Genomic DNA, 12871 nt, shown 5'->3' on the forward strand with positions numbered 1-12871 from the left:
GAGTACGGGCGGGATCAGATGTCGTCGACGGACGACGACTCGAACCGCGAGGAGATGTTGATGCCGAGCTCTTCAGCGGCACGGAAGACCTCGTCGTCCGTGTCGCGGAGGCTGACCGCCTGGCCGTCGGCCGAGAGGACCTCGACGTTCAGGCAGAGCGACTGCATCTCCTTCATGAGGACCTTGAACGACTCCGGGATACCCGGCTCCTGGATGTTCTCGCCCTTGACGATCGCCTCGTAGACCTTCACGCGGCCGAGGATGTCGTCGGACTTGATCGTCAGGAGCTCCTGGAGGGCGTAGGCGGCGCCGTACGCCTCGAGCGCCCACACCTCCATCTCGCCGAAGCGCTGTCCACCGAACTGCGCCTTACCACCCAGCGGCTGCTGCGTGATCATCGAGTACGGACCGGTCGAACGGGCGTGGATCTTGTCGTCGACCAGGTGGTGCAGCTTGAGGATGTACATGTAGCCGACCGACACGGGCTCCGGGAACGGCTCGCCGGAGCGGCCGTCGAAGAGCTGCGCCTTGCCGGACGAACCGATCAGGCGCTCGCCGTCGCGGTTCGGGAGGGTCGAGTCGAGGAGGCCCTCGATCTCGCGCTCGTAGGCACCGTCGAACACCGGGGTGGCGACCTTCGTGCCGGGCTCCGCGCTGCGGGCTGCCTCGGGGAGGGCAGAAGCCCACTCCTGGATGCCCTCGACGTTCCAGCCCTGCTTCGCGAGCCACCCGAGGTGGATCTCGAGGACCTGGCCGAAGTTCATGCGGCCGGGGACGCCGAGCGGGTTGAGCACGATGTCGACGGGGGTGCCGTCGGCGAGGAACGGCATGTCCTCGACCGGGAGGATGGTCGAGATGACGCCCTTGTTGCCGTGACGACCGGCGAGCTTGTCACCCGCGGTGATCTTGCGCTTCTGGGCGATGTACACGACCACGCGCTGGTTGACGCCCGAGCCGAGCTCGTCGTCGCCGTCCTGCGAGTCGAACACCTTGACGCCGATGATCGTGCCCTCTTCACCGTGGGGCACCTTGAGCGAGGTGTCGCGGACTTCGCGCGACTTCTCGTTGAAGATGGCGCGGAGGAGGCGCTCTTCGGCGCTGAGCTCGGTCTCGCCCTTCGGCGTGACCTTGCCGACCAGGATGTCGCCGGGGCGGACCTCGGCACCGATGCGGATGATGCCGCGCTCGTCGAGGTCGGCCAGGAGGTCCGGGCTGACGTTCGGGAGGTCGCGGGTGATCTCCTCCTTGCCGAGCTTCGTGTCGCGGGCGTCGACCTCGTACTCCTCGATGTGGATCGAGGAGAGCGTGTCGTCCTTCACGAGGTTCTGCGACAGGATCATCGCGTCCTCGTAGTTGTAGCCCTCCCACGGCATGAACGCGACGAGGAGGTTCTTGCCGAGCGCGAGCTCGCCGTTCTCCGTCGCGGGGCCGTCGGCGATGACCTCGCCCTGCTCCACACGCTCACCGGCCGAGACGACCACGCGGTGGTTGTAGCTCGTGCCCTGGTTCGAGCGGTCGAACTTGCGCAGGTAGTAGGTCTGCGTGCCGCCCTCGTCGAGCTGCAGGGTCACGGCGTCGGCCGAGACCTCGGAGACGACACCGGCCTTGTCGGCGGTGACGACGTCGCCGGCGTCGATGGCGGTGTAGCCCTCCATGCCGGTGCCGACGAGCGGCGACTCGGAGCGGAGCAGCGGGACTGCCTGACGCTGCATGTTCGCACCCATGAGGGCGCGGTTCGCGTCGTCGTGCTCGAGGAACGGGATGAGCGACGTCGCGACCGACACCATCTGGCGCGGGGAGACGTCCATGTAGTCGACCTCGTCCTTGCCGACGAGCTCGACCTCGCCGCCCTTCTTCCGGACGAGCACCTTGTCGTCCTGGAAGTGGAAGGAGTCGGTGAGCGGGGCGTTCGCCTGCGCGACGACGAAGTCGTCCTCTTCCGAGGCCGTGAGGTAGTCGATGGTCGTGGTGACCTGACCGTTCACGACGCGGCGGTACGGCGTCTCGATGAAGCCGAAGGAGTTGATCCGACCGAACGACGCGAGCGAACCGATCAGGCCGATGTTCGGGCCTTCCGGGGTCTCGATCGGGCACATGCGGCCGTAGTGCGACGGGTGGACGTCACGGACCTCGACGCCGGCACGCTCACGGGACAGACCACCCGGGCCGAGGGCCGAGAGGCGACGCTTGTGCGTCAGGCCCGCGAGCGGGTTGTTCTGGTCCATGAACTGCGACAGCTGGGACGTCCCGAAGAACTCCTTGATCGCGGCGACGACGGGGCGCACGTTGATCAGGGTCTGCGGCGTGATCGCCTCGATGTCCTGCGTGGTCATGCGCTCGCGGACGACGCGCTCCATGCGGGACAGACCGGTGCGGACCTGGTTCTGGATGAGCTCGCCGACGGCGCGGATGCGACGGTTGCCGAAGTGGTCGATGTCGTCCACGTCGAGGCGCAGCTGCACCGGCTCGCCGTCACGGACACCGTCGAGCGTGGTCTTCTCGGCGTGCAGCGAGACCAGGTACTTGATCGTGCGGACGATGTCCTGCACGGTCAGGACCGAGTCGCTGAGCGGCGCGTCGATGCCGAGCTTGCGGTTGACCTTGTAGCGGCCGACCTTCGCGAGGTCGTAGCGCTTCGGGTTGAAGTAGAAGTTGTCGAGGAGCGCACGCGCGGCCTCGGCGGCGACCTGCTCGCCCGGACGCAGCTTGCGGTAGATGTCCTTGAGCGCCTCTTCCTTGGTGAGGATGGCATCCTTCTCGAGGGTCGACTCGATCGAGGCGAAGCCCTGGAACTCGTCCATGATCTCTTCGCTCGTCATGCCGAGCGCCTTGAGGAACACGGTGACCGACTGCTTGCGCTTGCGGTCGATGCGCACGCCCACCTGGTCGCGCTTGTCGATCTCGAACTCGAGCCAGGCACCACGCGACGGGATCACGCGGGCGGAGTAGATGTCCTTGTCGGAGGTCTTCTCCTGCTGACGCTCGAAGTACACGCCCGGCGAGCGGACGAGCTGCGAGACCACGACACGCTCGGTGCCGTTGATGATGAACGTGCCGCGCTCGGTCATGAGCGGGAAGTCGCCCATGAAGACGGTCTGCGTCTTGATCTCACCGGTCATGTGGTTCATGAACTCGGCGTTGACGTAGAGCGGGGCAGCGTAGGTCTTGCCACGCTCCTTGCACTCGTCGATCGAGTACTTCGGGTCCTCGAGCTCGGGCGACGTGAAGCCGAGCTGCATGGTCTCGCCGAGGTCCTCGATCGGGGAGATCTCCTCGAAGATCTCCTCGAGCCCGGAGTGCAGTGCGAGGTCGGTGCGACCCTGCTCCTGGCCTTCGGCGAGGCGGGCCTTCCAGACGTCGTTGCCGACGAGCCAGTCGAAGCTCTCCGTCTGGAGTGCGAGCAGATCAGGAACCGTGAGGGTGTCCGTGATCTTGGCGAACGAGAGTCGCGAGTGGTTGCGACCGTTCTTGGGGTTGGTGGATGCGTTGGGCGCAGCAGCCAAGGGTTTGACCTCCGGTAGGCCCCGTCGGGCCGGTACTGACGAGCAGCACGTAGGTGAGTGGATTGACGCTTCAGCGCACCCCTCGAAGACACGCGATCACGCGACGGCCGGTGAGCTGTGCACGTGTGCGATGATCTGGGTGGACGGGACCCGCCGACATATACGGGACCGGCACCACCAGGGCACGTTCTGGAAGAACGCTGCGTCGACCGCAATATGACGACACGGATGCCAGGGAGCGCGAACTGCCATCATAGGTCGGGCTCGTCGCGGATGTCCAGTCCTGGCTTGACCGAATTCGGCAGTGCCGTGTATAAGCCGGTGGACAGCGTGGGTATTCCCGCGCATGCGCCCGGAAACGCGGCCGTCAGCGCAGGGCGCGGAACGCCGCCTCAGGCTGCCGCGTCCGCACGAACGTGACGCGTCCGCGGTCGTCGGTGAACTCGATCCCGAGCCCCGGCGTGAGGATGAGCGCGCGGACGCCGCGTCCGATCCGGAGCCCGATGCCGCCGTACGTCGACGCGTCCGCCTCGACGAGTCGCACGTCGGTGATCCGGTCGCGGGCGATCCGTCGCGCGGGCAGCGGCCGGAAGTGCAGGACGACGTGGCTGTCCGTCACCGTCCACCCCGAGCGGGCGACGAGGAGCAGGAACCCGACCGCGACGCCGACGAGCGCCGGCACCAGCAGCGCCGTCTCCGGAGCGTCGCCCGGCCATCCGAGCACCGCTGCGGTCAGCCCGAGCCCGCCCACCAGCAGGACCGCACCCACCGCACGCATCCAGGTCGGCGCGTGCTCGCGCTCGGTGTGGGTGGACGGACGGGAGGCGCGGGTGGCGACCGCGGGACGGCTCGCGGTGGCGCGGCGGTACGTGGGCACGCTCATGGTGTCGGTCATGCGGGTCGACTCCTCGTGGGATCGGGTCCGTTCGTGCTCATATTTTACATAGCGCACGCAATGTGTTCAATGGTCACGGCAGGCGGACCACGGGCGGCGCGCAGGAGAGCGGGGAGCCCGGCGCACGCCGACGGCGCGCACACGAGGGGCAGTGGGGGTGCCGGACGGTCGCGCCGCGGTCACGAGCGGGGTGCGGAAGCGCGCGAGGTGTGGGGCACTGCGCGGATCGACGCACCGAGGTGACGACCCGGTGAACGGTAGGCGACGACCCTTGGCGTCCGCTGGTGGTGCATGTGCACGCATTCACCTGCGCCGGGTGGACCGGCCGGTCGGGACCGCGGACCCGGGTCAGCGCAGGACGAGGGCGACGGCCTCCGCGCGGGTGCGGACGCCGAGCTTCGTGAACACCTGGTTCACGTAGGACTTCACGGTGGGCACGGTGAGGAAGAGCTCGGCGGCGATCTGCGGGTTCGACCGGCCCTCGGCGATGCGCCCGAGCACGTCCGCCTCGCGCGGGGTGAGCGTCGGGAAGCGTGCGCGGAGCGACTCGGTCGGGTCCGGCGTCGCGACGGGCGCGGGCCCGGTGCCGCCGGCCAGCTGGGCGACGAGCCGGGCGCCCACGGTGGCGTCGAACGTCGACTGCCCCGACGCCACCGCACGGATCGCCGTCGCGATCTCGCCGCGGCCGGCGTCCTTGGTCAGGTACCCGCGCGCACCGGCCCGCAGCGCGGTCAGGATCGACTCGTCGTCGGCGAACGTGGTGAGGACGAGCACGGCGACCCCGGGGTACCCCGCGGTGATGCGTGCCGTCGCCGTCGGGCCGTCGACGCCCGGCATCCGGAGGTCCATGAGCACGACGTCCGGGGACTCCCGCTCGACCGCGGCGACCGCCTCGGCGCCGTCCGACGCCTCACCGACGACCTCGAGGTCCTCCACGAGGGAGAGCACCGTCACCAGCCCGTCGCGCACGATGGCCTGGTCATCGACGACGAGGACGCGGATGGTCACGGGCGGTCCCCCTCGGCGGCCAGCTCGTCGACCGGCAGGTGCATCGCCACGACGAACTCGTCGTCCGACCGGTCCGCCTCGACCGCGGCGCCGCTGCCGAGTTCCGCGAAGCGTTCGCGCATCCCGAGCAGACCGTGGCCGCCGCCGGACAGCGGGTTCGCGACCACGACGTCCACGGCGTCGCCGTCCCGGATGACGGACAGGGACACGGGACGGCCGGGGGCGTGCCTGCGGGCGTTGCTGAGCGCCTCCCGGACCACCTGGACCACGGCGGCGCGGTGGGCCGCATCGAGGTCGGTGAGCGCCGTGTCGCCCTGCGTCACGATCTCGCCGCCGAACGACCGGTGCGCGTCGACGAGGGCCGCCAGGCCCGTCGCGGGGTCGGTGGTCGGACGGGAGGCACGGTGCGGGACCGCGGACCGGCCCGCGTCCGCCTCGGCGTCGGTCTCGGTCTCGGCGTCGTCCCGCAGGGCGTGCACCGCACGTCGCGCCTCGGCCAGGCCGTCCGCGGCGAGCGCGCGGGCCTCGGCGGCGCGCTTCGTGGCGTCGTCGACCCGGCCGGCCTCGAGCAGGGCCTCCACCGCGTCGAGCTGGAGCACCAGGCCGCCGAGGGAGTGCGCGAGCACGTCGTGGATGTCCCGGGCGGCGCGGGACCGGTCCGCGAGGAGTTCGGCGCGCTGCTGGTCCCGCTCGGCCTCGCGCGCCCGCTCCGCCGCGATGCGGAACTGCCGCCGGCTGAAGCCGATGAGGACGCCCAGGAGCATGCCGCCGCTCGTCCCGAGGACGAACTGGACCGAGGCGTGCTCGATCGAGGCGGACACCGCGACGACCACGATCGCGGCGAGTGCGGCGACGGATGCCGCCCAGACCGGGACGCGGAGGTTCGCGCCGAGCAGGACGATCCCGACGATCACGGGGACGATCATGAGCGAGTCCGTCGGCACCACCGTCAGGGTGCCCGCGGCGATCATCAGGACCCCGGCGACGACGAGGAGCCGGGGTGTGCGACCGAACTCGCGGAGCGCCCACGCGGCGAGCGCCACCGCGCCGAGCACCCACACCCACGCGGGGTGCTGCAGGGCGATGCCGTTCTTCACGAACCAGAACGCGACGATCGCGATGCCGAGGGCGTTGAGCCCCCAGGCGGCGCCCGAACGGGACCGGCCTCCGGGGAGGTCGGTCTCGTCCTGGCCGGTCAGCAGGGTCACCGGACCATCATGCCGCGCGGCTGGCGGTCGCCGCGGGGGATGCGGCCGTCGATGACGACGGCGCGTGCGGCGCGGTTCAGCGCGAGGACGAGCAGGATCGTGCCGGTCGACGTGAGCAGGTGCGCGCCGAGGTGGCCGCCGAGCACGTCGAGACCGATGCGGACGGCGATGAGGACGAACCAGAGGCCAGCGCCGACGAGGCCCGTGCGGGACTGGATCGTGCGGCCCTTCGCGTCCGGGGTGCCGACCGTGCGGAAGCGGGTGATGCTGCCCATGGTCAGGCCGACCCCGATCGTGATGAGCGCCTCGATCCCGAGGAACACCACGTCGGTGGTCGTGATCGTCGCCTTCGTCTGGGCGAGGACGACCACGCCGACGATCGCCATGATGAGCGGCGTGCGCCAGATGCGCGCCGGGTCGAGGTACTGCCAGGTCGCCTGGCGGTACCCGAGGAACGCGACCAGGGCGATGCCGACGAGGATGTTCACGAGGAGCTGGACCGACATGGTGTCCGCCTTCCGAGGAGGTCCGGCGGGCGTCTCCCGGCCGGTGGTACCAGCCTCGTTCGACGGCGTCGGCGGGCACACCAACCAGGGGTGGGGACGCGGGTGGTGATCGCGGTGGTGTTCGATTGGTGCCATGGCTGATGCGTTCGACGGGTTCCGGATCGGTGCGGGGTACGCGGTGGTCGAGCCGGACCGGCACCGCCCGGGGTCGTTCACGCTCGTGGTGGACGGCACGCCGCAGTCGCACGTCGACCTCGAGGACCCGACGCACCTGGCGTTCGAGTACATCCGGCGGATCGGGCACGCCATCGACCTGCTCCCGGACGGCCCGGTCACGGCGCTGCACCTCGGCGCCGGGGCCCTGACGCTCCCCCGGTACGTCGCGGTCACGCGGCCGGGCTCGCGGCAGCAGGTCATCGAGCTGGAGCGGGACCTCGTCGACCACGTGCGGGACGCGCTGCCATTCCCCCGCGGGGCCTCGATCCGGGTGCGGTACGGCGACGCCCGCGAGGTCCTCGGCAAGCTCCCCGCCGGACTGCGCGGCACGGTGGACCTGGCCGTGGTGGACGTCTTCGGCGGCTCGCAGATCCCCGCGCACGTGACGAGCATCGAGTTCTACCGCGAGGTCGCGGAGTTCCTGTCGCCCACCGGCATCGTGGCCGTGAACGTGGCGGACGGGGCCGGGCTCGCGTTCGCCCGGGGGCAGGCGTCGACGCTGCAGGCGGTGCTGCCGTCGGTGGCGGCCGTCGCGGACACCGGGATGCTCAAGGGCCGGCGGTTCGGGAACATCGTGCTGCTCGGGTCGCCGACGGACCTGCCCGTGGCGGACATGCCTCGTCGGTACTCCTCCGACCCGATGCCGGCGAAGGTCGTGCACGGGGCGGAGCTGCGGGCGTTCATCGCCGGGGCGCCGATCGTCACGGACCAGACCGCGGTGGCGTCGCCGGAGCCGAACCGGAGCGTCTTCGGCGGCTGACGCGCGACCGCGGGTCGGGCCGACGGTCGCCGTGCGATCGGGCGGATGCCGCGCACGCGGAGGGTCCGCCTGCCAGGATGGGTCTGAACGACCGCGCAGGTGCGCGACCGAGCAAGGGGATCCCTGATGACGAACGACGACCGGAGCAACGAGGACCGGACGGGCGACGGCCAGGCGCCGAGCTGGGGCGGAGCGCCGCAGCAGCCCGCTCCCTCGGCCGACGAGCCGCGCTACGGCGAGCGGGTCGACCCCGCTCCCGCCTCCACGCCGCAGTACGGCGAGCCGGCCCCGCAGGCCGACGCGCCGCGCTGGGGCGAACAGGCCCAGCAGCACCAGGCCCCGCAGGGCGAGACCCCGCAGTACGGGTCGACCCAGTACGCCGAGCAGCAGGGCCAGTACGGGCAGCCGCAGCACGGGCAGCCCCAGTACGGCCAGCAGCCCTACGCGGCGGCTCCGGCGAGCGCCGGTGCCCCCTCGTGGCAGGGCTACGAGGAGCCGAAGGCCAAGAAGAAGACCGTCGGCGTCATCGCGTTCGTCGTGGCCGTCGCCGCGCTCGTGGTCGGCATCATCGGCGGCGCGCTGTTCGGCGGCGTCTTCGGCGGCTCCGAGGCGTTCCGCGAGTCCGTGCAGAACGGCGGGGCGACCCCGAGCGACTCCGACATCATGGCGCTCACCACGTCGTCGAGCGCCGTCACCGGGTCGCTGCTGTTCTACCTCGGCTCGGCGCTCGGCGTGTGGGCGATCGTGCAGGGCATCGTCGCCGCGGTCACGAAGCGCGGACGCGGCTGGGGTGTCTTCGCGATCATCCTCGCGGTCGTCGCGGCGATCGCGTTCGTGGTGGCCATCCTCATCTCGGCCGTCTCGGCCAGCGGGATGTCCTGACCCGACCAGATCGTCCCGGACGGCCCGTCGTGCACCCGCACGGCGGGCCGTCCTCGTCCCCGCGGGCGACACGAGCGTGACCCCCGTGCGCGTGGCACCGCTCGCTCTCGGGGCGGCGCGGTTACCCTCGAACCGATGTCCCTCCCGCCCGACGACCGCCAGCAGCCCGACCGCACCGACCGCGCCCGGGAACCGCGTCATGCGGCGCCCGTGACGGCCGGCGTGAGCCCCGGCAGCACCTTCGCTCCGATCAGCCTGCGCCCCGCGGTCGACGCCGACGCCGTCCAGCAGCGGCTGCGCGACCTCGGGCAGAGCCGCAGCACCGACGCGCTCGCGGAGCGTGCCGAGCTCCTCCGCCTGCTCGGTCGGCTCGACGAGTCGCTCGTCATCGCCGAGGAGGTCTTCCGCCTGACGATGTTCACGGGGGAGCGCTCGGACAAGGTCTCCGCACGGATCCGTCGCGCCCACGTCCTGCACGACCTGGGGCGGTACGAGCGTGCCGCGACCGAGTCGGCCCTGGCACGGGACACCGCCCGGACCGAGGAGTGGCCGGAGCTCGAGGGCGCAGCGGCCGAGCTCGAGGGCTGGTCGCTGTTCGAACTCTCCCGCTTCGACGAGGCCCGTGCCGCGCTGTCCCGGGCGTACCAGGCGTTCCGCCAGGCCGGTGCGCCGTCGGAGCGCACCGAGGCGCTCCGCACGGCGGTCGAGGCAGCGCTCCGGGCCTCGGTCGCGCAGCCCCCGGCCGAGGACAAGCCGCGCACCGCCCGCGACGTCGCCGCACGTCGCGCGGACGAGGACGAACCGGCCGCACCCCGCGCTCCGGAGCCCGTGCAGCAGACCCCGACGGTGCGCCGCCGGGTCCTCGGTGCGCCGGACGCCGCCCGGACCGAGGCGGACGAACTCTGGGGCCGCATCGCCGCTCGTGCCGCGCAGAAGGGCCAGGCCGGACGCGACGAACCCGGCGACGACGAACGGTGACGACGCTCGAGGCCGTTCGGTCCCGCGCCGAACACCTGATGACGGCACACCTCGGGGCGGGCAGTTGGTCGTTCGGGTTCGACCACGCGAAGACCCGGGCGGGCCAGTGCGACTTCGCCCGCAAGCGCATCACGGTGAGCCGCCACCTCGCCGTGCGGTTCTCCGAGGACGACGTCGACCAGGTGCTCCTGCACGAGATCGCGCACGCGGTGGCCGGGGCCCGCGCCGGCCACGGACCCACGTGGCGCCGGACGGCGAAGGCACTCGGCTACACGGGCTCGCGCCTGTACGACGGCCCCGTGGCGAGCGAGCTCGCACCGTGGATCGGCACCTGTCCGGCCGGGCACGAGCACTTCCGCTACCGCACCCCGACCCGGCCGCTGGCGTGCGCGAAGTGCTCCCGCCGGTTCGACGCCCGGAACGTCATCGCGTGGGAGCGCCGAGCGGCGGAGGCCAGCCGAGCTACCGCATGATGCCGATCGCATGCGGAGGCGCGCCGGTAACCCGTTAGCCTGGGCGGATGCACACGGGGCAGCACATCCGCACGGACACCGGTTCCACGTGGTTCTTCGACGCCGGACGGATCGCCCTCGACTTCGCGCACACCGGCGGGTTCGCCGACGACCCGGACGGTCGACGTCCGCGGGCGCAGCTCGGCGAACTGCTCGCGACACCGGCCGACCTCGACGAGTGGCTGAGCGACCACACCGAGCCGATCGACGTCGGCGCGACCGCCCGCGAGCTGCAGGACGCCCGTGCCCTCCGCGCAGCGATCGCCCGGCTGGCCGTCGCCGCGGCTCCGGGTCCGGCCTCGACCGCGGCGGAACGGACAGCGGTGGCTGCCGGCCTCCGCGCCGGGACGGGTCGCACGCGCCCGGCACCGGACGACATCGACACGGTCAACCTGTTCGCCGCGCTGCCGGACGTGCCGCCGAGCCTCCCCGGTGGTCGTCGTCGTGCGGGCGCGAACCGGGTGCGGCTCGCCCAGGCGCTGTCGAGCGTCGCACGGGACGCGGTAGCCCTGTTCACCGAGGTCGGCTTCGACGACGTCGCCGCGGACGGACAGCCGACGCGGTTGAGCCGGTGCTCGGCGGACGACTGCGGCCTCGTCTTCTACGACTCGTCGCGCGGGGGCACACGCCGGTGGTGCTCGATGCAGCGGTGCGGCAACCGGGCGAAGGTGCGGGCGCACCGGGCCCGACGCGCGGCGGTCTGAGCCGACCCGCGCCTCCTGGCCTGCTCGTGGCTCCGGCCCGGGCCGATTCGCGTGTGTCACGAAAACAAGGATTCGGCGCGCCGAATCCTCTGGCATGCTGTCTGCATGACCGACACCGCTGCCCGTCCCGCCGAGACGACCACGCCTCGGAAGCGCGCGGCCGGTCTGACCCTGCTCGGCCCCGCGTTCGTGGCGGCCATCGCCTACGTCGACCCCGGCAACGTCGCCGCGAACCTCACCGCGGGCGCGAAGTACGGCTACCTGCTGCTCTGGGTCCTCGTCGCCGCGAACGCCAGCGCGGTCGTCGTGCAGTACCTCTCCGCCAAGCTCGGCGTCGTCACCGGCAAGTCCCTGCCGGAGCACCTCGGCCTGCGGATGAAGCGCACGCCCCGGCTGCTGTTCTGGGCGCAGGCCGAGGTCGTGGCCGCCGCGACCGACATCGCCGAGGTCATCGGCGGCGCACTCGCGCTGCACCTGCTGTTCGGGCTGCCGCTGGTCGCCGGCGGGGTGATCACCGGCGTGGTCTCGATGGCGATCCTCACCCTGCAGAGCCACCGCGGTACCCGGACCTTCGAGGCCGTGGTGACGGCGATGCTCGCGATCCTCACGGTGGGGTTCTGCGCCGGGCTGCTGTTCGCGCAGGTGTCACCGGGCGAGCTCGTCTCCGGGCTCGTCCCGCGGTTCGAGGGGTCCGAGTCGGTGATGCTCGCCGCCTCGATGCTCGGCGCGACGGTGATGCCGCACGCGGTCTACCTGCACTCCGCCCTGGCGCGCGACCGGCACGGCGACGTCCCGGCGGGCCCGGAGCGTCGTCGGGTGCTCGTCGCGACGCGCTGGGACGTCGGACTGGCGCTCCTGGTGGCCGGCGGGGTGAACATCTGCATGCTCGTCCTCGCGGCGGCGACGCTGCCCGGGGTCGCCGACACGGACTCGATCCCCGGAGCGCAGCGGGCGATCGCCGAGCACGTCGGCCCGGTCGTGGGCGTGCTGTTCGCGGTGGGGCTGCTGGCGTCGGGACTCGCCTCGACCTCGGTGGGCTGCATGGCCGGCGCCGAGATCATGAAGGGACTGCTGCACGTGCGGATCCCGCTGCTGGCCCGACGGCTGGTCACGCTGGTGCCGGCCATCGTCTTGCTCGCGGTGAACGCCGACGCGACGATGCTGCTCGTGGTGAGCCAGGTCGTGCTGAGCTTCGGGATCGCCTTCGCGATCGTGCCGCTGGTCGTCTACACGTCCCGCCGCAGCGTGATGGGTGCGGACGTCAACGCGATGACCACCCGCGTCGTCGCGGGGGTCATCGCGTTGGTGATCGTCGCGCTCAACGTGGCGCTCATCGTGCTGACGCTGGCCGGCTGAGCGGGTCGGCGCCAACGAGCCGGCGCCGGTTAGTCGACGACGCGGACGCCCTTCCAGAACGCCACGTAGCCCGAGTAGTCCTTGCCGACGCGGTCGAACGACGACGGGATGGGCGTCGGGTACGACCAGGCGTTGTCCTGCAGCGCCTGCCCGTCGACGTTCACCGTGTAGTACTGCGTGTCGCCCTTCCACGGGCAGTGGTACTGGGTGGGGCTCTCGGTGAACAGCTCGCTCTTCACGCTCGACGGCGGGAAGTACCAGTTGCCCTCGATCTGGATGAGGTCCTCCTGCGGGGCCTCGGCGATCACGGTGTCTCCGACGACTGCCTTCACGGCACGCTCCT

General features: G+C 71.5%; 12 protein-coding genes. 6 read left to right on the forward strand and 6 right to left on the reverse strand.

Going from position 1 to position 12871, the window contains the following annotated elements; genetic code table 11:
- Positions 1–14: 14 nt before the first annotated feature.
- The 5 genes from rpoB to JSX79_RS06875 all read right to left on the reverse strand — a co-directional run bounded on the left by rpoB (position 15) and on the right by JSX79_RS06875 (position 7120).
- Positions 15–3503: a DNA-directed RNA polymerase subunit beta gene (gene rpoB, locus JSX79_RS06855; RefSeq protein WP_070417662.1), complete on the reverse strand. Its 3489-nt coding sequence runs from the start codon at positions 3501–3503 to the stop codon at positions 15–17.
- 367 nt (positions 3504–3870) lie between these two features.
- A complete protein-coding gene (locus JSX79_RS06860) occupies positions 3871–4398 on the reverse strand; it encodes a hypothetical protein (RefSeq protein ID WP_229085556.1) in 528 nt (175 codons plus the stop codon).
- A 348-nt stretch (positions 4399–4746) separates the two neighbouring features.
- Entirely contained in the window at positions 4747–5406 is a 660-nt protein-coding gene (locus JSX79_RS06865; protein WP_229085557.1) for a response regulator transcription factor, read from the reverse strand.
- On the reverse strand, positions 5403–6614 hold the full coding sequence (locus JSX79_RS18635) for a histidine kinase (protein ID WP_229085558.1): 1212 nt from the start codon (positions 6612–6614) through the stop codon (positions 5403–5405). The genes JSX79_RS06865 and JSX79_RS18635 overlap by 4 nt, the downstream gene beginning before the upstream one ends.
- Complete coding sequence (locus JSX79_RS06875) at positions 6611–7120, reverse strand: hypothetical protein (RefSeq protein WP_229085559.1); 510 nt, start codon at positions 7118–7120, stop codon at positions 6611–6613. The genes JSX79_RS18635 and JSX79_RS06875 overlap by 4 nt, the downstream gene beginning before the upstream one ends.
- Before the next feature lie 133 nt (positions 7121–7253).
- On the opposite strand from JSX79_RS06875, the gene JSX79_RS06880 reads away from it, so the two are divergent.
- The 6 genes from JSX79_RS06880 to JSX79_RS06905 all read left to right on the forward strand — a co-directional run bounded on the left by JSX79_RS06880 (position 7254) and on the right by JSX79_RS06905 (position 12528).
- Positions 7254–8096 (forward strand): spermidine synthase, encoded by an 843-nt coding sequence (locus JSX79_RS06880; protein WP_092385318.1) that lies wholly within the window; start codon positions 7254–7256, stop codon positions 8094–8096.
- 126 nt (positions 8097–8222) lie between these two features.
- Complete coding sequence (locus JSX79_RS06885; protein WP_229085560.1) at positions 8223–8978, forward strand: hypothetical protein; 756 nt, start codon at positions 8223–8225, stop codon at positions 8976–8978.
- Positions 8979–9113: 135 nt separating this feature from the next.
- A complete protein-coding gene (locus JSX79_RS06890) occupies positions 9114–9956 on the forward strand; it encodes a hypothetical protein (RefSeq protein ID WP_070417655.1) in 843 nt (280 codons plus the stop codon).
- A gap of 38 nt (positions 9957–9994) precedes the next feature.
- Positions 9995–10429 (forward strand): SprT-like domain-containing protein, encoded by a 435-nt coding sequence (locus JSX79_RS06895; RefSeq protein WP_071302512.1) that lies wholly within the window; start codon positions 9995–9997, stop codon positions 10427–10429.
- A 47-nt stretch (positions 10430–10476) separates the two neighbouring features.
- Complete coding sequence (locus JSX79_RS06900; RefSeq protein ID WP_070417654.1) at positions 10477–11172, forward strand: CGNR zinc finger domain-containing protein; 696 nt, start codon at positions 10477–10479, stop codon at positions 11170–11172.
- A gap of 105 nt (positions 11173–11277) precedes the next feature.
- The gene (locus JSX79_RS06905) at positions 11278–12528 is read left to right on the forward strand and encodes an Nramp family divalent metal transporter (RefSeq protein WP_229085561.1); all 1251 of its coding nucleotides are present in this window, start codon (positions 11278–11280) and stop codon (positions 12526–12528) included.
- Positions 12529–12557: 29 nt separating this feature from the next.
- Here JSX79_RS06905 and JSX79_RS06910 read toward each other — a convergent pair whose 3' ends face one another.
- Positions 12558–12860, reverse strand: a complete 303-nt coding sequence (locus JSX79_RS06910; RefSeq protein ID WP_070417652.1) for a DUF427 domain-containing protein — start codon at positions 12858–12860, stop codon at positions 12558–12560.
- Between the last annotated feature and the right edge of the window lie 11 nt (positions 12861–12871).

It is taken from the genome of Curtobacterium sp. GD1, from assembly GCF_020882855.1.
Classification (GTDB): Bacteria; Actinomycetota; Actinomycetes; order Actinomycetales; family Microbacteriaceae; genus Curtobacterium.

Coding starts and splice junctions, on each gene's coding strand:
- JSX79_RS06860 (WP_229085556.1), bottom strand. CDS start 4,398: ATGACCGACACCATGAGCGTGCCCACGTACCGCCGCGCCACCGCGAGC.
- JSX79_RS06875 (WP_229085559.1), bottom strand. CDS start 7,120: ATGTCGGTCCAGCTCCTCGTGAACATCCTCGTCGGCATCGCCCTGGTC.
- JSX79_RS06880 (WP_092385318.1), top strand. CDS start 7,254: ATGGCTGATGCGTTCGACGGGTTCCGGATCGGTGCGGGGTACGCGGTG.
- JSX79_RS06885 (WP_229085560.1), top strand. CDS start 8,223: ATGACGAACGACGACCGGAGCAACGAGGACCGGACGGGCGACGGCCAG.
- JSX79_RS06890 (WP_070417655.1), top strand. CDS start 9,114: ATGTCCCTCCCGCCCGACGACCGCCAGCAGCCCGACCGCACCGACCGC.
- JSX79_RS06895 (WP_071302512.1), top strand. CDS start 9,995: ATGACGGCACACCTCGGGGCGGGCAGTTGGTCGTTCGGGTTCGACCAC.
- JSX79_RS06900 (WP_070417654.1), top strand. CDS start 10,477: ATGCACACGGGGCAGCACATCCGCACGGACACCGGTTCCACGTGGTTC.
- JSX79_RS06905 (WP_229085561.1), top strand. CDS start 11,278: ATGACCGACACCGCTGCCCGTCCCGCCGAGACGACCACGCCTCGGAAG.